Below are 25,121 nucleotides of genomic sequence, written 5' to 3' on the forward strand. Positions count from 1 at the left end.
AAACAACAGAACTACCATTATGAAATACAATCGAATTCTTTTAAAACTAAGCGGTGAAGCACTTATGGGTGACCGTCAATACGGCATTGACCCGAAACGTTTAGCTGAATACGCGGATGAAATCAAACAAGTCCACGATCAAGGAGTACAAATTGCGATTGTTATTGGAGGTGGAAATATTTTCAGAGGTGTAGCGGGAGCTAGTAATGGAATGGATCGTGTGCAGGGAGATTATATGGGTATGTTGGCGACGGTGATAAACGGCATGGCGTTGCAAGGTGCTTTGGAAGACAAAGGCATGCAAACCCGCTTACAAACCGCCTTAAAAATTGAATCGATTGCGGAACCATATATCAAACGAAGAGCGGTACGCCATTTGGAAAAAGGTCGCATTGTAATTTTTGGTGCAGGAACAGGAAATCCGTATTTCACTACCGATACAGCTGCGGTTTTACGCGGTGTGGAAGTTGATGCCGACGTAATTTTAAAAGGAACGCGTGTGGACGGTGTCTATACCGCCGACCCAGAAAAAGATAAAAATGCAGTAAAATTCGATACCATCACCTTTGAAGATGTATTGAAAAAAGGCTTGAATGTAATGGACACTACAGCCTTTACATTGAGTCAAGAAAATGAATTGCCAATTGTGGTTTTTGACATGAATAAAGAAGGAAATCTTTTGAAAATTTGTCAAGGCGAAAACGTAGGAACTGTAGTTAAAATTTAATCGTAGCTAAACAAATAAACTCATGGAAGATATTGAATTGATTCTGGAAGAAGCGAAAGATGCAATGAACGCATCAGTGGCGCACCTTGAAAAATCGTTTTTAAATATTCGTGCAGGAAAAGCTTCTCCTCAAATGTTGGGAAGTGTTTTCGTTGACTATTACGGTTCGATGACTCCTCTTTCTCAAGTTGCTAACATCAATGTGCCCGATGCGCGTACATTGACCATTCAACCGTATGAAAAAAGCATGTTGACCCCGATTGAAAAAGCGATTTTAATGGCTAATATCGGTTTCAACCCAATGAACAACGGTGATGTGATCATCATTAGCGTTCCGCCTTTGACTGAAGAACGTCGTCGTGATTTGGTAAAACAAGCGAAAAACGAAGCGGAAGATGCAAAAATCGGAATTCGCAACCACCGAAAAGATGCCAACACGGAAATCAAAAAATTAGAAAAAGACGGTGTTTCTGAAGACTTGTGTAAAAAAGCAGAAGACGATGTTCAGAAATTAACGGATAATTTCATCAAAAAAATCGAAGAACATTTGGCAGTAAAAGAAGCCGAAATCATGAAAGTATAAGTTTTTCGTTAAAACTATAGAAAATCCGTCAACGGGAATTCCTTGACGGATTTTTTTATTTCTACCTTTGTCATTCTTACAAAAGCCTATAAGCAACATGAAAAAGAGTTGGATACTCGGGTTATTTTTTCTCACCCAAATTCTTTTTGCCCAAAAAATCATGCACGGTCAAGTGATTGACTATGACACGACGATTCCTATTGCTTTTGCCAAAATCAATTACAACAATAAAATACTGTACACCAATTGGGAAGGCCGATTCACCGTTGACATCAAAGATGAAAGCAAACCCATTAATGTGAGCTACAAAGGCTACCACGACAAAAGCCATTATTTGAGCGTGGGCGCCAAATACATTATCATCAAAATGGTTTCGGACAATTCACAAGCCAACCAAGAAATGTATACCGACAACCAAACCAACTTGGTGATTAAAAAGGTGATTGAAAGTCGGAACCAAAACCAACCCGAGAAAGTACTCAATACCTACGAATACAAGAATTACGAGCATTTATTGGTAACGGCAAATCCCGATTCGATTGCTTCAAAAATCGACACGACCTATAAATCGCGTTGGTTTGGCAAGCCCAAACTCGTCTTGGATTCCACCAATTATAAATTCAAAAAACTAGTCGAAAAACAGCACATTTACCAAACGGAGAAGGTCAACTTAATTCAGCACAGTAAATACGGTACAAAGGAAACGGTTTTGGCTTCGCGCATGGCCGGGTTTAAAAAACCGTTGTATGAATATTTGGGCCTGAATTTGGTTTCCTATTCGTTGTATGAAAACCATTTGGACATCTTGGAAGTTTCGGTTCAAAATCCGGTTTCCAATGCAGGGCGAAGAATGTTTGTTTTTAAAATGATTGATACGGTTAAAATTCAGGATCGAAAAATCTACCGCATTTATTTTCAACCAAAAAAATTAAACTCCAACAAACTTCGTGGATTATTATACATTGATGCCGAGAATTTTGCCATTGCGAAAGCATTTTATCGTGTATATGGTGTGGTCAACATCAATGCGACCTTTAGTTTTAATTACCTAAAAAAACACCAGATTTGGTTTCCCGAAAAGCGAACGTTTACCGTGGTAAAGGGCAACAATACAGAAGATTTAAAAATCTTTGGAGGAACGATCAAATTCAATTCCAGCATTGAAGGTTTGGGTCAGAATGCCTCGGACCGTATGTATTTGAAATTGGAATCCAAACCGTATGATGTCAAAATCAACGAGAATGTCATCATCAAGCAACCCGCCATTCGCATTGAAGTGCCAGAATCGAGCATGAGTAAGCCCGAAGGCTATTGGCGTAATTTTCAGCGGGATTCTATCGACCGGAGAAAAGCGCCTACTTACATCAACATTGACAGTTTATCGGCCGCGGAGAAAATCGAGCACAAAATCTTTTTAGGAAAGAAAATATTCAACGGCTATTTACCTGTAAGCTTTTTTGACATTGATTTGCGAACCTTGTTGAAGTATAACAATTACGAAGGATTTCGTTTTGGGATTGGCGGTGTGACCAATGATAAATTATCTGAAAAATACCGTTTAGGGGCTTATGTTGCGTATGGATTAAAAGACAATGGATGGAAATACCAACTGACACCCTCGTTGCTTTTGGACAAAGAGACAACCACTTGGGTTTCGGCTTCGTACACCGATGATGTCGCCGAAATTGGTCAGATTCAATTTGCAACACAAAGCCGTCGCTTTAAAATTTACGATCCTCGCCCTATCAATATTTCGACTTTTTACAACCATAAAACGGCCAATGCTTTTATAGAAAGTAAATACATTCCCAAGACAGAAATGTATTTTGGTTTGTCGCGAAGCGCTATAAAACCGCTGTTTGATTATACGTATGTTCGGGGAACTGAAGCGTTAACCGATTACAACCTCACCACAGCGCAGTTTGCGATACAATGGAATCCGTTTAGTTCGTTCATGCAAACCTCAACGGGACGATTGGAAATCGACAAACGTTTTCCAAAATTTGCCTTACAACTCACCCAATCTTTTAATCATTTATTGGGCTCCGATTTTAGTTATTCCAAAGTAGATTTTCGTATTACGCACGAGATTAAATATTTATCCGGACATGAAACGGCTTTCATTCTTCAGAGCGGTTTGGTGTTTGGAGAAGCACCACTGACGCATTTGTACAGTATTGCGCCCAACAACTTAAATAAAGACGCTCTTTTAAAACGCATTACTTTCGCAGGGAAATACAGCTTTGAAACGATGTTTTTCAATGAATTTTTCTCCAGTCGGTACCTTAGTTTGCAAGCGCGTCACACGTTCAACAAAGTCAAATTGGCCTATAAAATCAAACCCGAAATTTCGGTGGTATCCCGCGTGGCATTTGGTACTATGGAAAACCAAAACCGCCATATTGGATTTGCCTATAAAACGATGGAAAAGGGTTATTTTGAAAGCGGCGTCGAAGTTAACCAACTCTTCAAAGGCTTTGGTGTAACCTTTTTCACCCGTTACGGTCCGTATGGATTGCCAAAATTTGAGGACAATCTTTCGTTGAAAATTAGTTATGTATTAGACCTCGGTTTTTAAGGTTTAATGATTAGTGTAGACGGTGCCGTACTCAACCATAAGGTTTGAGCATCGACGAGTTGTTTCCAACTTTCCAATGAAATAACCATTAAATCTTGATGCGCCATAAATCCGGCTTTGATGTCACCTTCTGATATGACTGCTACTTTATCGGGGAACTTTTGTTGCAAACCATTAACTGCTTGTTCTACCACAAAATGGGTGTTTAAATGATTGTTGGTATCTAACAAAGTCACTTTGGCATTGCTGTTTACAATTAATTTTTGGGCGTAATCCAACAAAAAGACATCTTCCGTGACTACTATGGGTAAAAACACCTCATTGACTTGGTTCAATTCTTTGTCAACCAAAATTCCCAACGGCTTTTTACTTTTGGAAATAATCAAACGGGTACGATCATCAAATGGAGAATTCTCAAACAATCCTTCTTTTCCTGTAAACTTATCCAACAAACGATCGGGATTGATGATGCGCGTAGTGAATCCGAGTACTTTCCCTAGCAACGACCCTTCGAAGATCGATTTTCCTAGTCCGACCAAAACCAAATCAAAGTTACCTTCTGTAGCTATCTCAGAAATGTCATTTTCGATATCGACGGTTGACTTTAAAATGGGTGTAATTTCTTGATTGAGTTCTTGGGATTCGGCTAGAATCGGCGCAAAGGTTTCTTGTTCGTATTCTTCCAAATTATAGGAATGAATTTCATCGCTTAACGACAAGTGCAAAGCCGTAATATTGGTGTTTTCTTTTTGTTTTTTGACCAAACTATGGGCCAATCGCAATAACGATTTCCCTTTTTCATTGTTCCCAAAAGAGATTAAAATTTTGAATTTACCGTCGCCAATACTCTCCTTGGGAAGAATGGCTTCTTTTCGTTTAAAAATAAAATTAATAATGTCAATGGCGGGTCCGGTCATAAACGTGGTCACCAAGGCCATAATCACCATCATGGTAAATACTTCCGAAGACAACACACCCAAATCATACCCGATATTAAGCACAACCAATTCCATCAAACCGCGCGTATTCATCAACGCCCCGATGGTAAGACTGTCGCGCCAATTTTGACCTACAAATTTGGCCGCCAAGGCCGAACCTACAAATTTACCAGCCACGGCCACTAAAATGATGTAGCCCGTAATTCGCATGAGTTCAGGATCGCTAATCAACCCGATTTGGGTACGCAAACCCGTAAACACAAAGAACAAAGGAAGCAAAAGGATTAGCGATACATCCTCTACTTTTTCTATAAAAATATTTCGAAACTTGGTGTTATCCGGCATAATGGCACCCGTCATAAATGCCCCAAACAGCGCATGAATCCCAATAATTTCTGTCATGTAAGCCGATACAATTAACGTCAACAAAAAGATGGCCACAACGGGTTTACTTAAATCACTGCGGTTGGCATACAAATCCCCTACTTTTTTCAAGAAAGGTTTGACGATAAACAACATCATCAACACGTACAAAGTCGCACAGCCGATGACGTAGAGCGAACTCATAAATGTTCCCGCTTTGACAATCGCAATAACGGCTGCTAATAAACACCAAGCGGTAATATCATCGGCGGCAGCACAAGTGATTACGATGGTTCCCAAACGTGTTTTATGAATACCGCGTTCTTGAACGATACGGGCTAAAACGGGAAATGCAGTGATACTCATGGCAATCCCCATGAACAAGCTGAAGGCTAAAAATTCGACACCCTCGGGAGCGAACTTATGATAAATGAAATACGACAAACCAATCCCCAAGGCAAATGGAATTACGATGCTCGCATGACTGATTACTACAGCGTCATTGGCTTTATTTTTTAACACTTTTAAGTCCAATTCCATTCCGATTACAAACATGAAAAGGATCAAACCGATCTGACTCAAAAACTGTAAATTTCCGAGTGATTCTGCTGGAAAAAGCAATGCAGAATATTCCGGTAAGTACATTCCCACCACAGAAGGTCCTAAAAATATACCCGCTATAATTTCACCAATAACGGTGGGTTGCCCAATCTTTCGGAAAATCCAGCCAAAAAAGCGAGCTACGATAATAATCGTGATGATTTGAAGGAGTAAAATCGCCAAAGGATGCTTCAAATTATGAATCATCGAATCCAAAAACTGATTGAACAAGGTATCTTTGGAGGCATTGGAAACAATATGACGTCCAAGCTCAAGATCTTTTCCTTTGGTAACAATCCAAAAAATCAGAGCCGTAAAGCCTCCTGTGATTCCCAAATAAAAAAGTGCATTTTTTAGATTTTTCATGAATTTGAAATTTGAAGCGGTTTGTTTTACAAATATGGGAATTTCTTCAGCAATTTCTGTTAGTGAATCGCTAAATTTATACGTTTGAAGTGCCTCCCTATTTCAATTCCATTTTCTGACAAAAGATTCTAAGGTTACCCTTTTGTTTTCAGTGGTTTTCACTACCTTTGCGCACCTTTTTAGCCTATGAAAAAATTACTCGGAATCGGTTTTTGGGAATTGATTGCTCGAATCATTCTTCGCAACCGCATCGCGTTCATTGCCGGCATCGTACTCATTACAGTAGGATTAGCGCTGCAATGGAAGAATATTCGCTTTTCCAACACCGAAGCCAATCTAATTCCTTCCGATGACCAAGTCAATGTGGATTACAACCAATTTTTGAAGGTTTTTGGAGAAGAAGGAAACCTGGTAGTCATTGGTACAAAAGATCCTAAACTTTTCACGCCCAAAGTTTTTAAGGCTTACAACGCTTTAATGCAAAACCTGGCCAAAGACAAAGAAGTGGGCTTAGTTTTATCCGTTGATAATTTAAAAATTTTACAGAAAAACGATTCGCTGCAAACCTTTGTATTGGTTCCTTTTGTCGATTCAACAAAAATTGCCGATGCCAACTATTTGCAAACTGTACGAAAAGATCTACTAAACAAACTTCCGTTTTACAGCGGTTTGTTATACAACAAACACAAAACCGCGGTGCGCTCTGCGGTATATTTGAATAAAAAAATCGTCAATACCAAAGCGCGAAAAGAATATATTCTCGGTCGTTTCACAGATAAAATCAAAGCCTTTGAACAAGCAAATGGTGTGGATTTACGGGTTTCTGGAATGCCGTATATTCGTTCCTACAATTCCAAAACCATCACCGACGAAATTGGATTGTTCATTGGGGCGGCTTTACTAATCACCTCACTCATTTTCTTTTTCTTCTTCCGTTCGTTCCGGGCGACATTAATTTCGATGATTGTTGTAATTATCGGCGTAATGTGGTCCTTCGGAATCATGGGCGGTATGGGGTATGAAATTACGGTGTTGACCGCATTGGTGCCCACGTTAATGATCGTAATTGGGATTCCCAATTGTATTTTCTTTATCAACAAATACCACCAAGAATATCACAAACACGCCAACAAAGCCAAAGCGTTACAACGGGTAATTACCAAAACTGGGACCGCCACGTTGATGACCAACATCACCACAGCGGTTGGATTTGCTACGTTTATTGCCACGAACAATGTATTGCTTCAAGAATTTGGAGTACTCACAACCATCAACATCATAGCGGTTTATGTGCTGAGTTTGTTGTTGATCCCGATTTTCTTCAGTTATATTCCGGCACCGATTCCAAGACACTTGGGTCACCTTGAACGCGAATATTTAACTGGATTTTTCGTTTGGATCATCAATACGGTTAAATACAATCGTTTGGGCGTGTATATCGTTTCCTTGATCTTATTGATTTTCGGAATTATTGGGATTTACGAAATCAAAATTTCGGGAAGTATCATTGAAGATATGCCAAAGAAAACCGACTTCTTCGCTGACATTCGCTTTTTTGAAAAGGAATTTGATGGCGTCATGCCTTTGGAAATCATGATCGATACCAAAAAGAAAAACGGAGCGCTGAAAGGCACCAATCTTCGTCGCATGGAAGAGTTGGAAGAAACCATCACCGACATTCCCGATCTTTCCCAACCCTTATCGATAGTGAGTGTAGCCAAATATGCCAAACAAGCCTATTACAATGACAACCCCGAATACTTCCAATTACCCTCTTCACAAGAAGAATTGTTTATTGCTTCCTACATAAAAAATACCGCCAAAGGCAAAAACGCCAATATTTTCAAAAGTTATCTAAGCGATGACAAATCCATAGCGCGAATTACCACTTTTATCAAAGATGAAAATGGTGAAAAAATGCCATGGATCGAACAGCAAATTCGTCAAAAAGCCGACAAACTTTTCCCAAAAGAGCGCTACAATGTGGTCATCACGGGACGTTCTTCGGTATTTCAAAAAGGGACGAATTATTTGTTAGACAACTTATTATCTTCTTTGTTGTTTGCCTTTTTCATTACCGGCGGATTAGTTGCCATCATGTTCCGTTCCTTCAAAATGGTATTGGTTTCAATTATTCCAAACCTTCTTCCCTTATTGATGACGGCAGGCTTGATGGGCTTCCTCGGCATTCCGTTAAAACCTTCTACCCTTTTGGTTTTTGGAATTGCGTTTGGAATGTCGGTCGACGACACCTTGCGCTTTTTAGCCCAATACCGATTGGAATTGTCGCGAAACGATTGGAAAATTAAAAAGTCGGTTTTTGCGACCTTTGACGATGCAGGAATCAGTATGTTTTACACTTCCATTGTATTGTTCTTCGGGTTCTCAGTTTTCATGTTGTCGAGTTTTGGCGGCACCGTAGCGTTAGGAGGATTAGTGGCCATTACCTTGTGTTTCGGAATGTTATCGAATTTGGTTTTATTACCGTCTTTGGTACTTTCGCTCAATAAATCACTCGCTAATAAACAAGAATTTATAGAACCCACCATTGACATTTTGGAGCATACCGATGAAGAATTGGATGCGCTGGAAAAAAACGAGAATTAAATTATATTTGCAGTAGCAGAAAATCAAGATAAAATCATGAAATATTCTAAGATTAAAGCCTTACTTGAAAGTGAAAAAGGCGGTATGGAAGTAGCAACCCGCGGTTGGGTAAGAACATTTCGTAACAAGCAATTTATCGCGTTGAACGACGGTTCGACCATCCACAATATTCAATGTGTTGTTGATTTTGAAAACACACCTGAAGCTACCTTAAAACGCATTACTACCTCAGCGGCATTGGACATCCAAGGCACGTTAGTAGAAAGCCAAGGTTCGGGCCAGAAATACGAAATTCAAGTCACTAAACTGGAAATTTTAGGCGATTCGGATGCGGAGAAATACCCCATTCAACCGAAAAAACATTCCTTAGAATTTTTACGTGAAAATGCCCATTTGCGTGTGCGAACCAATGCATTTGGAGCGATTATGCGTGTGCGTTCTGTATTGGCGTATGCCGTTCACAAATATTTCAATGAAAAAGGATTTTTCTACTTCAATGCGCCCATTATTACGGGAAGTGATGCCGAAGGTGCGGGTGAAATGTTCCGAGTATCGGCTTTACCTTTTGATGGTACACCGCGAACCGAAGACGGTAAAGTGAATTTTAAAGAAGATTTCTTTGGTCGTGAAACCAACCTTACGGTTTCGGGTCAATTAGAAGCGGAAACCTATGCGATGGCTTTGGGTCAGGTGTATACTTTTGGTCCAACATTCCGTGCGGAGAATTCGAATACCTCACGTCACTTGGCGGAATTCTGGATGATCGAACCCGAAGTGGCCTTCAACGATTTGAACGACAACATGGATTTGGCCGAAGATTTCATTCGCTATGTGATCAAATATACGATGGAAAACTGCGCAGATGACTTGAAATTCTTGGAGCAACGTTTGATTGATGAAGAGAAAAACAAACCGCAAGCGGAACGCAGTGAGATGAGTTTGTTGGAGAAGTTGAACTTCGTTTTGGAAAACAACTTCAAACGCGTTTCCTATACGGAGGCGATTGACATTTTGAAAAATTCGAAACCGAATAAAAATAAAAAGTTCCAATATATTATTGATGAATGGGGTGCTGATTTACAAAGTGAGCACGAACGTTATTTGGTTGAAAAACACTTCAAATCACCGGTAATTTTGTTTGATTATCCGGCAAAAATAAAAGCGTTCTACATGCGTTTGAATGAAGACGGACAGACGGTTCGCGCTATGGATATTTTATTCCCAGGTATTGGCGAAATCGTAGGTGGATCACAACGGGAAGAACGTTTGGATGTATTGGTTGAAAAAATGAACGCGTTGGGCATTCCTGAAGAAGAATTGTGGTGGTATTTAGACACCCGACGTTTCGGAACCGCTATACACTCAGGCTTCGGACTCGGATTTGAGCGATTGGTGTTGTTTGTAACCGGAATGACAAACATCCGTGACGTAATCCCATTCCCAAGAACACCACAAAACGCTGAATTCTAAACGTAATTCGAACAACTTGAAACCTGAAACCTGAAACTTGAAACTTCATCTTCATGTTAAAACAAAACCTACAATTTAAACTTTCGCAAAAACTGTCCCCGCAGCAGATTCAGTTGATGAAACTGATTCAGTTGCCTACGCAAGCTTTTGAACAACGTTTAAAAGAAGAATTGGTTGAGAATCCCGCGCTGGAAGGATCAACCGAGCAAGAGGAATTGTATGAAGGCGATGATTTCAACAACAGCGATGATTTTGATGATGATTATGGCAATGAATCCATCGACGCCGACGACATCAACATTGATGAATATTTGAGCGATGATGAAATTCCCGATTATAAATTAGCCGCCAACAATTACAGTGACGACGATGATGATCGTGAATCACCGTTGGCTGCAGCAATGAGTTTTCATCAAGATTTACTCAATCAATTGCAAACCTTTATCATCAGTGATGCCGAACGTGACATCGCTGAGTTTATCGTGGGAAGCATTGATGATGATGGCTATCTCCGTAGAAGCATCCAAGACATAGTCGATGATATGGCCTTTACGCAAGGGATTTACACGGATGAAAAAACGGTAGAAAGCATTTTAAAAAACATCATTCATGAATTAGAACCTTCCGGTGTTGGCGCGCGTGATTTACAAGAATGCTTATTGTTACAGTTAAAGCATAAAACCCCTACTGAATCGGTGGATTTGGCTACCCGAATTATCGAAGAACAATTTGACGGTTTTACGCGTAAACACTACGACAAATTATTATCAAAATACGGAATTAGTCAGGACCAATTAAAAAAAGCGATTGCTGAAGTAGAGAAATTAAATCCGAAACCCGGAGGTAGTTTTTCAAGCAGCACCCGCGTTACTGACAATATTGTTCCCGATTTTACCATCCGAATTGTAGAAGGAGAATTGGAACTTACCTTGAACGGCAGAAATGCGCCCACCTTGCATGTTTCGCGGGATTACCAAGACATGTTGCGCACGTATAAAGATTCGAAAGACAAATCGAATGCCCAAAAAGATGCGGTTCAATTTATCAAACAAAAATTGGATTCTGCCAAATGGTTCATTGATGCCATTAAACAGCGGCAAGAAACCTTGTTTGTGACGATGAATGCCATCATGCATTTTCAATACGATTACTTTTTAGAAGGTGACGAATTGAAAATCAAACCGATGATTTTAAAAGATATTGCCGATATGGTCGGGTTGGATATTTCTACCATTTCCCGAGTAGCCAATAGCAAATATGTGGAAACCCCTTACGGCACAAAATTGATCAAAGAGTTCTTTTCGGAATCTATGAAGAACGATCAAGGCGAAGACGTTTCTACTTTAGAAATCAAAAAAATATTGAAAACCGTCATTGAAGAAGAGGATAAAAGCAAACCGCTTCCTGACGATCAATTGGTTGATATTTTAAAAGAAAAAGGCTATTTAATTGCCCGTCGAACGATTGCAAAATACCGCGAACAATTAGATATCCCCGTGGCACGAATGCGCAAGAAAATTTAAACGAATGCGGTAATTCATTCGGAACAATGAAAAAAATACTCCCCTTTTTTTCGTATGCCTTCCACCCTATATTCATTCCGATATTGGGCACCTTGAGTTATATTATTTTTAGCGAGCGACTCTATACAGAAGAACAGTATTATTTGGTATTGTTTCAAGTAATTATTATTACTTTTTTTTTACCACTATCCTTTTTTTATTTGTTGCGAACCTTTGGAAAAGTAGACTCCATCATGATGTCTGAGGTTAAACAACGAAAAATTCCCTTGATCATGCAGATGGTGCTTACCGCTGTATTACTTCAAAAAAGCATTACTATCGATCGCTTTCCAGAATTGTATTTTTTCTTTTTAGGTGGATTGATAAGTACGCTGATTGTGTTTCTGTTGATTTACATCCACTTTAAGGCAAGTATTCACATGGTGGCCATTAGTGCATTGAATTTTTTTGTAATCGGACTCAGCATTCACTTCCAAATCAATATCATTTACACCATTGCTTCCTTGGTTTTACTTACCGGAATCATTGCTTCCTCTCGATTGTACATGCGCGCCCATACGCAAGAAGAATTGACGGTGGGTTACCTTTGCGGGGTTGTTCCACAACTTTGTCTTTGGTATTTTTGGCTATAAAATATAGAATTGCAAACCTATATTTAGTGAATGCGGCTCCAAAGGCTTCCCTGAAACGGTTGCATTTTTGTACAATGAATTTAACCCATAATAGGCGTAGAAATTCCAAGTATTCCAACCCGTTGAAATATAACAACCGTATTGAATCCGCTGCAAATCGCTATTGTTTTTAAACAACACATTTTGGACATCATTTTGAAAACGATAGCGGTCGGACACCACATATCCCACTTTAAATCCTGTGTAAATTCGCCAGAACTTATGACTTCCTACGGTAGAAGCTCGCCAACGAAACTCAATGGGGAGTTCGATAGTATGCAATGTCAATTTATTCTTTTGATAATAGGTGTCTGAAGAAATAAACTCGTATTGATACGATGTTCCCACACCCGTTGTATTGGCATATTGATAGACATTATGATTGAAAACGGATAAATTGTACCCCATTCCGATAGCGATTGCATACGTACGGGCTTTATTTACTGGAAAATCTCTTAGGAAACCTAATGAAATTCCAGGAGAAAATTTATTTTGCGACAATCCTTTCACTTTATTGGCGCTGTCGTAAGTAAACGTAAAATAAAATTGATCCTCACGATACAGGGAATCTACGACCTGAATTTCAGGTTTATCATTTTGTTCCTCCTGAGCCCAAATGGAATGCATCGAACCAAAGAATAGCACACAAACAAACAAATACCAATTACTTTTCAAAATAGCGCGGATTTATAAAAACAAAACTACAGTTTTTTTTGGAGTTCCCATCAATTCCGAATCCTGAATAGAACGCATTAAAAAACCCGCACGAGGCGGGTGAAGAGATTACAATTTAAATGCGATTTTTATTCCCGCTTTGTAAATTAAATTATCCACGGCTTTGTTATCGACAATTCCGGTGCCTTTAACTTCCCATTTCCAATTGAATCCGATATAAGGATCAATCATAATGTATTTCCCTAAATCAAATCGATACCCTACTGCTGGGTTGATTAATGACCAATAACTGTATTTTCCATCCACTTTTGTTCCTAAAATTGTTTCCTCAAATTTTACCGAACTGTAGGTTATAAAATTTTCACCATACCAACCTTTAGTACCAGAATAATAGGTGCGACCGCCCAATTGTAAGGTATATCCTTTCCCATCTACACTCAATGGCCCATCGGATAAGGTCATTGAGGAATAACCCACATTGAGTAAACCGGTTGTTGTACGACCGTCTTTCTTTGTTTCGTTTTTGTATTCAAAGCTCACACCTACAGTAGAGGGCTCTGAAATTTCGGCATAGGTACCAATACTAGTCTGACTCCACGATAAATGCCCAATAAAGGCCAAAGCAATACTCAAAATAATTTTTTTCATGTTCTTATAAAATTAGGGTTCTCTTCAAATATAAGAATTAATGAAAAACAAAAGAAGAGTGTCCTGTTATTTGTAGTAAAAAAACGAAGAAAATTGCAACGGGTTTAATGCCGAAATCCTCCAAACGGGATTACTGACATGATCCCCAAAATGGATTCCGGTACAAACCAAAGGCAGTGCTTCGCACTGTGCCCTTTTTGTATCCTACAACCCTTCAAAAGCATAGCTTTTGGGGTTTTCGGATACAAAAAGGGCAGGCCACCGGCCTGCCCTTGTCTTGCAGAGAGGAAGGGATTCGAACCCTCGATGCAGTTACCCACATACAAACTTTCCAGGCTTGCTCCTTCAACCACTCGGACACCTCTCTAATTTGGACTGCAAAAGTGGTATATTTTCTGGAATTATCAAAATGTTTTAGGAAATCATTTCCCCTCGAATGGGGGTTTCAAAAATGGTTTTGAATACTTTGGGTGCAACTTGTTGGCCCAGCAAATACATCAGCTTGGTTACCGCCGCTTCTGTTGTAATATCTTTTCCAGAAATCACACCAATTTTCTTCAACATGGTACTGGTTTCGTATTGGCCCATATTCACACTTCCACCTGAACATTGGGTCACATTGACAATGTGCAATCCTTTTTTTACGGCTTTTTTCAGTACATTGATGAACCAATCTTCGGTAGGCGCATTCCCCGAACCGTAGGTTTCCAACACTACACCTTTTAAATTTGGTATCGAAATCAACGAATCCAAAACTGATTCATTTATCCCTGGAAACATTTTTATGATGACCACATGGGAATCCAACTCTTTATGCACTTGCAACGGCTTCTTGTTGGAACTCATTAACAAATGATGATTCACTATCAAATGCACGCCTGATTCTGCCAACGGCATGTAATTGGGAGAGGTAAACGCATTGAAATGTTCGGCGTTAATCTTGGACGTTCGGTTACCACGATACAATTTATATTCAAAATACAAACATACTTCCTGAATAACAGGCTTACCTTTTTGTTGCAAAGAAGCAATTTGAACAGCGGTAATCAAATTCTCTTTGGCATCCGTTCGCAAATCCCCAATAGGTAATTGAGAACCTGTAAACACGACAGGTTTGGAAAGGTTTTCCAACATAAAACTCAATGCAGACGCTGAATACGACATCGTATCTGAACCGTGCAATACGACAAAGCCGTCGTAATCGTGATAGTGCGTTTCAATGAGAGAAGCCAGTTCGACCCAACGCTCCGGATTCATGTTGGAGGAATCAATGGGTTGGGCAAATGAAACGGTTTCAATGGCACAATCCAATTGTTTTATTTCGGGAATTTTTTGAAGTAATTTGCTGAAATTAAAAGCCTTCAGCGCACCGGTTTTGAAATCTTTCATCATCCCGATGGTTCCGCCCGTGTAGATCAACAATATCTTAGGCTTGGCTTGCATGACGGTATTTCATTTGATTAATGACCGGATTAGCATACATCGCCAAAAAGCTATCGCGCACCATTTCATTATGAACATCAATTCGCATTTCTAAACGACGTTCAAATAACGACTTTTCAGCTTCTGTATATTCCGCAGCATACGTATTCGTTTGATGCAATAAATCGTAGGCGATATAATTCGTAGGCCATAGTTTATACGATTGTAAAATCGAATCATCAATGGCTTGCGCCAAGGCCTGAATTTGTTTATTGGTATTGTCGTTTTCAGCACAAATTTGGTCAATTTCCTCATCCAAAACTTTACCCACATGCAAATGAATACGCTTCTTCTGACCGATAATGCCACTCAACAAAGTGATGAAATCTTCGTTTTTCTCTTTGATATAAATCTCCTCTTTGGCCTCAGCCATCAACTGCGGCATTTTTAAAGCATCGGTAGGATCGTATTCGTAAGAAATGGAAACGGGAACTATTTTGATGCGTTTGAAATAGTTCATGATATTTTTCTCATCCGAACCCATCGCCAACATTTTCAACACCCCGCTGTGCGTAGCGTCATTGCCGTCTTTGGTGCGCCCTTCGCGTTGAGCAATCCAAACGGAACGATTCTCTCGCAACAATAATTGTGCGATGTATTCTGACATGAGTTTCGAACTCTCCAATAATTCACGGGGTGGCAGTCCGCGTTGTACCAAAAAATTTCGATTCAACTTAGAAAGCGTTTTTAGAAAATCTTTCTTAACCAAATTATCACCAATAGCCGAAGCGGTCATCACCAAACCGTGATCAAAAAGACAAACATTCAAAATTGATGTATCTAAAATAATATCCCGGTGATTCGAGATAAATAAGTACGATGTATTGGGTTCTAATTTTTCAAATCCAGAGGTAGTTAAGCCGTCCGAACTTTTCTCCAACACTTTCTGTACCGCTTGATAGGCAAAATTAATTTGAAAATCACGAATGGAATGGGTGCGCATCAATTGGGCTTTCCAAACCTCTTCATCCACTTGGGGATAGGCAAAATTCATTAATGCTTTCATCATCGGATGGTTGGAAACCGCCTGAAGTGCCGCATTGACTTCCGCATCGTAAAACGGACGAATGGCATCGAACTTTTGCATGTGTTTTTGTTTGATTAGGAAAACAAAAGAACAAAAAAATAATGACTTTTCCGTGAATTCCGTGTTATATTCCGAAGATATTTTTGGAATTTTCAGTTGTTTTTTCGGCAATTTCCGCTACAGTACAACCGTAAATTTCGGCTAATTTTTGGGCAACCAATACGGTATAACTGCTCTCGTTTCGCTTACCTCGATGCGGAACAGGTGCCAAATACGGTGCATCGGTTTCCAAAACAATATGTTCGATGTCAATTTGATTCAAAAACTGATCAATCTTCCCGTTTTTAAACGTGGCTACTCCCCCAATTCCCAATTTCATTCCCAACCCAATGGCTCGATGTGCTTGATCAAAATCGCCTGTAAAGCAATGGAAGATCCCGAATAGCTCAGCAGAAGACTCACTTTCCAATACGTCAAAGACCTCATCAAAAGCATCTCGGCAATGGATATTGATGGGTAATTTTCGTGCTTTGGCCCAGCGAATCTGTTGGCGAAAAGCCGCTTGTTGAATCGCCAAGGTTGTTTTATCCCAGTACAAATCGATTCCGATTTCGCCCACCGCATAATACGTATGTGCATTCAATTGCTCTTCTACCCAAGCCAACTCTTTTTCAAATGTTTCGGGTTTAACATAACACGGATGCAAGCCCATCATCAAAAAGACATTGTGGGGATAGTGCGCCTCCAAATCTAACATTTTTTGGGTATAAGAAGAATCGATTGACGGTACAAACAAGCGTTGAACACCGGCATAAAAAGCCCTCTGCATCATCGCATCGCGTTCGGTTCCAAATTCTTCGGAATACAAATGGGTATGGGTATCGGTTAAAATCATGGCCGTAAATTTCGGACGCAAAGGTACGAAGGAAACCTTTCTAGATTCAAGAAATTTCACTAACCTTGCCCTTGATTTTTCAGTGAATTATGGAACAACTGCCCGCCTTTCTGCAACAAGCGCACTACAAAAGCATTGCTTTCTCAGTGAGTAAAACCCAACATTTGGTGCTGCAAGCCAAAGTGAACGGTGTCAAAGGCCGATTCATTTTGGATACAGGCGCGAGTAATAGTTGCCTCGGATTTGACAGTGTGGCCAAATTCCAATTGGAAACCCAACATTCGGCTACCAAAGCATCAGGAGCGGGTGCCACGGGCATGTTCACCGAACAATCTTTGGATAATCTCTTGCAAATTGGGCGCTGGAAACAGCCTAATTTTCCCTTTGTGGTTTTCGATCTCACCCATGTGAATACCGCCTTAGCCCAATACAACGTAAAAGCCGTTGATGGCATTATTGGTGCCGATGTGCTATTATTGGGAAATGCGATTATTGATTATGCCAATTTTCGCTTATACTTGCATTGAATTTCCTTTCTTGCGAAGGGTAACATAAGAAATCACCGTACTCACCATCATCAACCCACCACCCAATATAAAAGGCGCACCTGCAAATTGGAACGGCGCTTCTTTATGCGTGAAGAAATAAAAGAGCGAGGTCATCATGGGCGGACCCACAATGGCTGAGGCACTCATCAAACTCGAGAGCGTACCTTGAATTTCGCCTTGTTCATTGGCAGGAACTTTTCCTGAAATCACCGACTGCATGGCCGGACCCGCAATTCCGCCCAAACAATACGGAATTAAAAAGACAAAAAGCATCCAACTCTCGGTTGCAAACGCAAACAAAAACATGCCTAGTGTATACAACGACATACCCAAATAAATGCTTTTCTCATTGCCTAATTTGGGATTAATCCAACGAATTAAGCCACCTTGCACCAATCCGACTAACAATCCGATAACGCCCAACGAAATTCCGATCATGCGTTCTTTCCATCCAAATTGATACATCGTGAAAAAGCTCCAATTGCTATGCACCGCATGCGAAGCCACATACAATAAAAACATGGAAATTACCAACGGAATCAACACTGGATACTTGCGTAAATTTAAAAAGGCGCCAATCGGATTTGCCCGTTTTAAGCTAAAGTCCCGACGGTTTTCTGGGGCCAGCGATTCGGGTAATATGAACAATCCATATAAGAAATTGAGCAAACACAACACCGCAGCCGCATAAAATGGCACCCGCGCTCCATAAGCACCGAGCAATCCGCCCAAAACCGGACCAATAATAAAGCCCAAGCCAAAAGCGGCGCCAATCATTCCAAAGTTTTTTGCGCGATTCTCAGGCGTGCTCACATCGGCAATATAGGCCGAGGCCGTCGTAATACTCGCGCCCGTGAGTCCGGCAATGATTCGCCCAACAAACAACCACGTAATCGTGGGCGCAAAAGCCAACAACACATAATCCATCGAAAACGCCAAAAGGGAAAGTAAAATGATGGGGCGGCGTCCAAATTTATCGCTTAAATTCCCCACCAATGGTGCGCATACAAACTGCGTAATGGCATAGGCAAACGTCAGCCAACCCCCAATTTTAGAAGCTTCACTCACATCGCCGTGAATCAATTCTTGAATGAGTTTTGGGATCACCGGAATAATAATTCCCCAACCCGTAATATCGATGAGCATCGTGATAAAAATGAATCCGATCGCCGCTGATTTGTTTTTTTGCATGTTTTTTTGTTTTTGGGCGTGTCCCCACCAAGATGTTTTTTTGTCCTTTCCCGTTCCTGCGGTGGGGTCGCGCTATCCGCAGTATCTGCCTCCCTTTCGTCCGGCAGGATACTTGCTCCTATCGCTCACGCATGCTACAAAGAAAAGAAATTCTCTGCGATAAATTGACGTTACCCAAAAGTTGCGCTAAACAAGTCGTCTCCACCATAAAAAAATCCCAAACCTTTTGAGTTTGGGAGAATTATTTTAGATGGCTTAAAATGGATTATTGTTTGATTACTTTAAACGTTTGAACCGTTGAGGCCGTTTTTACTTTTACTAAATACGTTCCTAAAGGCAATTGGGAAACATCCAGTGTAGTTGCTTGTGCGTTGCTTGTTTTGGCAAGCACTTCTTGACCCAACACATTGTACACTGCCAGCGACTGAATTTCAACTTCCCCAGCAATGGTTAACGTAGTATTCATCGGGTTGGGATACGCTTTTATTTCATTGGTTAAAACAACAACCTCATCCGTGCCTAAGCTAGTGGTCGGACAGTTGATTGGGATGGGCACACTGCGCTGTGATGTAGTTCCGTCACCCAATTGGCCCAAATTATTGCGACCCCAAACGTACATTGTCCCATCGGTTTTGATGGCAGAAGTGGTGGAAACACCCGCGTCTATGGTTAACCAATTGGTTGCTGTACCAATTTGTATGGGCGTGCTACTGCTAACGTTTGTACCATTGCCCAATTGCGTATAATTATTCATTCCCCAGGCCCAAATGGTCCCGTTCGTTTTTTTACCTACAGCATGTGCGCCTCCAACACCCAGTTGTTGCCAATCATTTGCGGTTCCAATTTGCACCGGTGTAGTTCGGTTGGTTGCCGTTCCGTCACCCAATTGGCTGTATTGATTGTCACCCCAAGCCCATAGTGTGCCGTCAGTTTTTAAAGCATACGAACTTCCATTTCCTGCATATACTTTAGACCAGTTGGTTGCTGTACCAATTTGTACGGGTGTATTACTGTCACTCAACGTTCCATTACCCAACTGCCCTTTATTGTTATAACCCCAAGCCCAAAGTGTGCCGTTGGATTTAATCGCTAATGTATAATCATAACCTGCAGAAACGGTTGTCCATGTACTTGTACCTAATTGGGTGGGTTCAAAGTAATTTATACTAGTCGACAATCCCAGTTGACCGTAGCCATTCGAGCCCCAAGTCCAAAGTGTTCCATTGGTTTTTATCGCCGCCGTATGGCCCGTACCCGCAGCAACCGATTGCCAATTGTTGTCGGTTCCAATGCGAACGGGTGATACAACAGCACTTGGCGAGGTAGAATTGATGTTCCCAATATTTTGTCCCCAGCCCCAAAGGGAGCCGTCATTTTTAATTGCCATTCCAGAAAAAGCAGTTTCAGATACACTTTGCCATGTAGTTTCAGTGCCAATTTGTACGGGATAATTACGGCTAGTGTTAGTGCCATCACCAAGAGAACCGTTGACACTCGAACCCCAAGCCCACAATGAACCATCCGATTTGATAGCGGCTGCTCCTAATGCGGCACAGCTCAATTGGGAAAAACAGGTTACTGGTGTTGTGGTGAAAAATCCACCATACACCCAATTCGTTTGAGTGTTTCCACAAACCGAAGCAACCCACCAATGGTAATCCGTATTCGGCAATAAACCTGTTAAGTTAGCTGATGTAGAAACTGTACTTCCGTCTATTCCACCAACAGTTTGAGAAGTATTATACAAATACAAATAAGTGGTCGGTGCAGGCGTAGCTGCCGTCCAATTTAAAGTCGCTGTTGAAGACGTGATATTAGTCGATGAAAAATTGGTTGGAGGATTACATGTAGTGGTGCTTGGTGTCATTTTTACCAAGCCCAATTGTAAGGTTCCAGCCCAAATAACTCCATTTGATTGCGTTCTTAGTGCACTAAAATAATTGTCTGGCAAGCCTGAATTGGCTGTATTATAGGTAACACAATCGGTGAAATTTTGAATACCATTTCCTTGAAATGCAATCCATGATTTATTGTTACTATCAATATCCAATGCATTCAATTGAATACCTGCCAAACACGAATTGTTTGTATAATAATTGTTAAAAAATGTTCCATCAATGGTGTAGATCACAAAACTATCAAAACCGGCCACATAGATAAGATCGCCGTAGGTTTTTAATAATTTATCCGTGCCTTGTGCAACGAAATTAAAATCGGTACCGTTAAACTTGTATAAAACACCATTTTGAGTGACCCAAATACCATTTGCATAATCAATTTCTATCGAATTTATTGCGGTCAAAGCGTTATATGTCGTCCAAGTAGTGCCGTTGAATCGGGTAAGTCCGGAAGTTGTAACAACCCATAAATTATTGTTGCTGTCTACAGCAATACCCACAATTGCATTGTTTGGGAGTCCGGAATTAGAACTCGTGTAATTGGTCCAAGTGGTTCCGTTCAACAAAACGATTCCATTGTTTTGTGTGGCCATCCATTTTCGCCCCAAATTATCAATTTCGATTTCGAGAATGGCATTGGAGGCAATCCCCGAATTCCCTGTATTGTATTGGGTAAATGTAGCGCCATTGAAAGTGGAAACACCACTGAAGGAGGAAATCCACAATAATCCGTTGGCGTCTGTTTTTATGTCGCCAACATAATTACTGGCAATTCCGGAATTGGAAGTGTTGTAAATCGTGCAATTGTAATTTTGTCCGAGAGCTATGCAGCTGAACAATAGCCATACAAACAAGTAAAGTTTTTTCATGAAGTTTAAATAAAGTTATAATTGAAAGATAATGGTAAGCAACTTAAAACGAGTATTGAATTTTGCATTCAAGACTAAAAAAGCTTTGTGAAATCACGTGTCAATTCCACAGAAAAAATCCAGGATGAAACACGATCCCTTGACGCATTTCTCTTAGTTTACAAAGTCAAATCTATGTGGATTGATCTGTTCCTACAATTAATAAATTGGACTATTTATAAATTATCAAAACACAAAAACAACATATACTATTGATTTCTAAATACTTAATCAGCTATTTTAAGTTTTTCAAGATAGTAGTTTGGTGTAAGTCCGGTTTGCTTTTTAAATACCCGTACAAAGGTATTGGCATCTTTATACCCCACTTCTTCAGCAATGGCTTGAAGGGTAAAATTGCGGAATTGAGAAGAAGTATTCCACTTTTGCAAAACATACTCAACACGCAATTCTTGGGTATAGTCGGTGAATGATTTTTGCAACACTTGGTTAAAATATTGGGACAAATAAGCGGTATTGGTAGTGAGTTTTTTGGCCACGGTAGCCAATTTAAAATCCGATTTCAAATAAAATTCTTTAGCTTCAAGACGTAACAAGCCCGACCGTATTTTCTCTACTAATTCAGGGTCCATTGCTTTATTTTCAACAGACGCTTCTGTTACTTGGGTTGAATGCAAAGAAGGTTGCTTCACTTCTTTCAACCGTTGAATGATGGCCAAAAACCGTTGATGATTTTCTTTTTGTTTTCGGTGATAAAAATAAAATCCGGTCAATCCCACAAGTAAAAGTAGCGCCAGGCCAATCATGATATACATAAATGCATTTCTATCGGCGATAACTTCATCCGAATTCTTTTTTATAGAATCCAAATCATAATCATGCAAAAAATCAAGAGATTGATGTTTTATGGCATCCATTTCTTTGATCAGTGCCAAACATTTTTGCGCATATTCAAAAGCCTTTTCAGAATTATGGATTTGCTTGTAACTTTGAGAAATAAGCGTATAAGCGATCAGCAAATTTTCTTTAGAAACCTTAGTTACTTGGTAGTTTTTGACAAATTGCTGCGCATACTGCAAGGCTAATTCGGGTTGCTTCAAATGAAAATAACAATCGGCCATCCCCAAGTCAAAAATTTGAACCGTACGCAAATTTTGTCGAATTTCTGGAAACGCATGCCGTTTTGAATAATACTGTAATGCCGTTTCATAATCGCCTTTCAATGCAGCACTTTTGGCTTTATGCATATATAATAACGCTTGGGTATACGGGATTTGAAAACGATCCCGAAGCATTAATGCATTTGCTGCTCCAAAATAATGATCCGCTGAATCTAACAAAACTTCCTTTTGCTTTTGCACATAATATTTTTGATAGGCTTCTCCAATCTCGTTTAATTTGTCTGCATAAAATTTATTGTGCATGACTTTCTTCTCGCCTTCTGCATGCAATAAATAATTGGAGGTTTGAAGATTCTGTTTTAATAAAGCTATTCCCTCTTCATATTCCCCCATAGCTACTTTTGCGATGGCCATTTGCTCGTGATAACGATCTTCTGGAATACTACTCTTATAGAACTTTAAAAGGGCTAAAGCTTGATTATAGTTGCCTAGATTTTTATGGATATAGAATAATTTATTGACACACATTCGCACTAAATCCCTATAGCGCTGGTGCACGTGTATGGGTTTATCTTGTGCAATTTTTTTCAGAAGTGTCTGTAAAATCTGTCTTGCTTTCGTGTAATCGGAAATGTTATAATAATAATTGGCCACATAATAATGTCCGCAATCACGCACCACTTCTCGGGATGAAGTTGTCATTTTTTGGGCGTGTTGAAATGCAAGATAAGGCTGGGTAACAAGCCATTGTTGAATGGAGCGAATTTCTTGTTCTTCTTGATTGGTCAATTCTTGTGCCCATCCCTGACCTGAAAAGAGGACAATGCCAAGTAGTATACTGCTTTTGATGCAATTTTGCATACTTTGTAGGAAATCATTAATCCAAGATTGAAACGGATGGCTATTCATTTTGAGGCAACGTGACACTTTTCTGAGTTAAACTATTATTATAACTCTAGCTATAAATATTGAGTCTAAAAATACAGATTTCACTCTTACATCTTTAACATATTTTACGGTTTAACAAAAAAATCCCAAACCTTTCGAGTTTGGGATTTTTACATATAGAGGCGCCTCATCCGAGGACGGTAGAAACCCTATAGCTCTAAAGCTTTCTTAGGGTTATTATTCATTAAAATCTCTACTGGATTTTCTAAGGCTTCTTTAACGGCCACCAAGAATCCAACCGACTCACGTCCGTCGATAATACGGTGGTCATACGATAAGGCTACATACATTACCGGTGCAATCACGATTTGACCGTTACGCACAATAGGACGATCCACTACGTTGTGCATTCCTAGAATACCGGATTGCGGAGGATTGATAATAGGCGTACTCAACATACTTCCGAAAACTCCACCATTGGAAATAGTAAACGTTCCTCCCGTCATTTCATCAACGGTGATTTGACCATCGCGTGCACGAATCGCCAAACGCTTGATTTCAGCTTCTACTCCACGGAAAGATAAAGTTTCTGCGTTACGAACAACAGGAACCATCAACCCTTTAGGTCCGGAAACGGCTACAGAAATATCACAGAAATCATACGATACTTTTTCTTGACCGTCGATCATCGAGTTCACATCGGGATATAATTGTAATGCACGGGTAACGGCTTTGGTAAAGAACGACATAAAGCCTAAACCTAAACCGTGTTTAGTTTTGAATTCATCTTTAAATTGATCACGCAACGCATAGATATTGGTCATATCTACTTCGTTGAACGTCGTCAACATAGCGGTTTCGTTTTTCGCAGACACCAAACGTTCCGCTACTTTACGACGCAACATGGATAATTTAGTACGTTCTGAACCGCGGTTACCACCTGTTGGTGTTCCCATAGAAGGTACGGCATTGATAGCATCTTCTTTCGTAATGCGTCCACCTTTACCTGTACCTACGATATCGGAGGGTTGCATGTTTTTCTCTTCTAAAATTTTACGCGCAGCTGGCGAAGGCGTTTGTGCGGCATAGGTCGCAGCAGGTGCTGGAGCGGGTGCTGGTGCAGGAGCCGCTTTGGGCGCTTCTGCTACTGGTTTTGCTTCTTCTTTAGCAGGAGCTGCTGCGGGAGCGCCACCTGCAGGTTTTGCAGCAGCGGTATCAATAAGGCAAACTACAGCGCCTACAGCAACTGCATCCCCTTCTGATGCTTTTAATGTGATAATTCCACTGGCCTCAGCCGGTAATTCCAAAGTGGCTTTATCCGAGTCTACCTCAGCGATCGCTTGGTCTTTCTCTACATAATCACCATCTTGGACTAACCATGTAGCGATTTCCACTTCTTTAATCGATTCGCCCGGAGAAGGCACTTTCATTTCTAAAATCATAATCCTTTAGTTTA

Annotated in this window: 17 protein-coding genes, 1 tRNA gene and 1 pseudogene; 8 read left to right on the plus strand and 11 right to left on the minus strand. The window is 40.3% G+C overall.

What is annotated here, in order from left to right; all coding sequences use genetic code 11:
* The first annotated feature begins 19 nt into the window (after positions 1-19).
* The 3 genes from pyrH (at position 20) to OLM45_RS01725 (ending at position 3,888) form a co-directional block, all read left to right on the plus strand.
* A complete protein-coding gene (gene pyrH, locus OLM45_RS01715; protein ID WP_264511448.1) occupies positions 20-727 on the plus strand; it encodes a UMP kinase in 708 nt (235 codons plus the stop codon).
* A 22-nt stretch (positions 728-749) separates the two neighbouring features.
* Entirely contained in the window at positions 750-1,310 is a 561-nt protein-coding gene (gene frr, locus OLM45_RS01720; RefSeq protein ID WP_129460568.1) for a ribosome recycling factor, read from the plus strand.
* A gap of 97 nt (positions 1,311-1,407) precedes the next feature.
* Positions 1,408-3,888 carry a DUF5686 family protein gene (locus tag OLM45_RS01725; RefSeq protein WP_264511450.1) on the plus strand — a complete coding sequence of 827 codons (2,481 nt, stop codon included), beginning with the start codon at positions 1,408-1,410 and terminating at the stop codon, positions 3,886-3,888.
* On the opposite strand, the gene OLM45_RS01730 is transcribed toward OLM45_RS01725, so the two are convergent.
* Entirely contained in the window at positions 3,885-6,155 is a 2,271-nt protein-coding gene (locus tag OLM45_RS01730) for a cation:proton antiporter (RefSeq protein ID WP_264511452.1), read from the minus strand. The two genes, OLM45_RS01725 and OLM45_RS01730, sit on opposite strands and share 4 nt — an antisense overlap.
* Positions 6,156-6,341: 186 nt before the next feature.
* Between OLM45_RS01730 and OLM45_RS01735 the strand changes: the two genes are divergently transcribed.
* The 4 genes from OLM45_RS01735 to OLM45_RS01750 are packed head-to-tail and all read left to right on the plus strand — an operon-like array spanning position 6,342 to position 12,387.
* Positions 6,342-8,762, plus strand: a complete 2,421-nt coding sequence (locus tag OLM45_RS01735) for an efflux RND transporter permease subunit (protein ID WP_264511454.1) — start codon at positions 6,342-6,344, stop codon at positions 8,760-8,762.
* Between the two features lie 36 nt (positions 8,763-8,798).
* Complete coding sequence (asnS, locus tag OLM45_RS01740) at positions 8,799-10,232, plus strand: asparagine--tRNA ligase (RefSeq protein WP_264511456.1); 1,434 nt, start codon at positions 8,799-8,801, stop codon at positions 10,230-10,232.
* A 53-nt stretch (positions 10,233-10,285) separates the two neighbouring features.
* Entirely contained in the window at positions 10,286-11,755 is a 1,470-nt protein-coding gene (gene rpoN, locus OLM45_RS01745) for an RNA polymerase factor sigma-54 (RefSeq protein WP_264511458.1), read from the plus strand.
* A 26-nt stretch (positions 11,756-11,781) separates the two neighbouring features.
* Positions 11,782-12,387, plus strand: a complete 606-nt coding sequence (locus tag OLM45_RS01750; RefSeq protein WP_264511460.1) for a hypothetical protein — start codon at positions 11,782-11,784, stop codon at positions 12,385-12,387.
* Here the strand turns inward: OLM45_RS01750 and OLM45_RS01755 are convergent.
* The 6 genes from OLM45_RS01755 to OLM45_RS01780 all read right to left on the minus strand — a co-directional run bounded on the left by OLM45_RS01755 (position 12,382) and on the right by OLM45_RS01780 (position 17,153).
* On the minus strand, positions 12,382-13,101 hold the full coding sequence (locus OLM45_RS01755; RefSeq protein ID WP_264511462.1) for a porin family protein: 720 nt from the start codon (positions 13,099-13,101) through the stop codon (positions 12,382-12,384). The genes OLM45_RS01750 and OLM45_RS01755 overlap by 6 nt on opposite strands.
* A 108-nt stretch (positions 13,102-13,209) precedes the next feature.
* Complete coding sequence (locus tag OLM45_RS01760) at positions 13,210-13,749, minus strand: hypothetical protein (protein ID WP_264511464.1); 540 nt, start codon at positions 13,747-13,749, stop codon at positions 13,210-13,212.
* A gap of 280 nt (positions 13,750-14,029) precedes the next feature.
* Positions 14,030-14,116 (minus strand) — tRNA-Ser (locus tag OLM45_RS01765).
* 47 nt (positions 14,117-14,163) lie between these two features.
* Positions 14,164-15,192 carry an asparaginase gene (locus tag OLM45_RS01770; RefSeq protein WP_129460560.1) on the minus strand — a complete coding sequence of 343 codons (1,029 nt, stop codon included), beginning with the start codon at positions 15,190-15,192 and terminating at the stop codon, positions 14,164-14,166.
* Positions 15,176-16,318, minus strand: a complete 1,143-nt coding sequence (locus OLM45_RS01775; protein ID WP_264511466.1) for a 1-acyl-sn-glycerol-3-phosphate acyltransferase — start codon at positions 16,316-16,318, stop codon at positions 15,176-15,178. The genes OLM45_RS01770 and OLM45_RS01775 overlap by 17 nt, the downstream gene beginning before the upstream one ends.
* 64 nt (positions 16,319-16,382) lie before the next feature.
* Positions 16,383-17,153, minus strand: coding sequence for a TatD family hydrolase (locus OLM45_RS01780; protein ID WP_264511468.1), 771 nt, complete (start codon positions 17,151-17,153; stop codon positions 16,383-16,385).
* Between the two features lie 89 nt (positions 17,154-17,242).
* On the opposite strand from OLM45_RS01780, the gene OLM45_RS01785 reads away from it, so the two are divergent.
* Positions 17,243-17,680, plus strand: coding sequence for a retropepsin-like aspartic protease (locus OLM45_RS01785; protein ID WP_264511470.1), 438 nt, complete (start codon positions 17,243-17,245; stop codon positions 17,678-17,680).
* Here OLM45_RS01785 and OLM45_RS01790 read toward each other — a convergent pair.
* From OLM45_RS01790 to odhB, 4 genes and pseudogenes are all read right to left on the minus strand, one after another.
* A pseudogene (locus OLM45_RS01790) lies at positions 17,666-18,901 on the minus strand (TCR/Tet family MFS transporter); the annotation flags it as partial. The gene OLM45_RS01785 and the pseudogene OLM45_RS01790 overlap by 15 nt on opposite strands.
* 256 nt (positions 18,902-19,157) lie before the next feature.
* A complete protein-coding gene (locus OLM45_RS01795) occupies positions 19,158-21,659 on the minus strand; it encodes a T9SS type A sorting domain-containing protein (RefSeq protein ID WP_264511472.1) in 2,502 nt (833 codons plus the stop codon).
* 266 nt (positions 21,660-21,925) lie between these two features.
* On the minus strand, positions 21,926-23,638 hold the full coding sequence (locus OLM45_RS01800) for a helix-turn-helix domain-containing protein (RefSeq protein ID WP_264511474.1): 1,713 nt from the start codon (positions 23,636-23,638) through the stop codon (positions 21,926-21,928).
* Positions 23,639-23,874: 236 nt separating this feature from the next.
* On the minus strand, positions 23,875-25,107 hold the full coding sequence (gene odhB, locus OLM45_RS01805; RefSeq protein ID WP_264511476.1) for a 2-oxoglutarate dehydrogenase complex dihydrolipoyllysine-residue succinyltransferase: 1,233 nt from the start codon (positions 25,105-25,107) through the stop codon (positions 23,875-23,877).
* Between the last annotated feature and the right edge of the window lie 14 nt (positions 25,108-25,121).

The sequence above is a fragment of the Flavobacterium sp. N1719 genome, from assembly GCF_025947045.1.
Taxonomy (GTDB): Bacteria; Bacteroidota; Bacteroidia; order Flavobacteriales; family Flavobacteriaceae; genus Flavobacterium; species Flavobacterium stagni.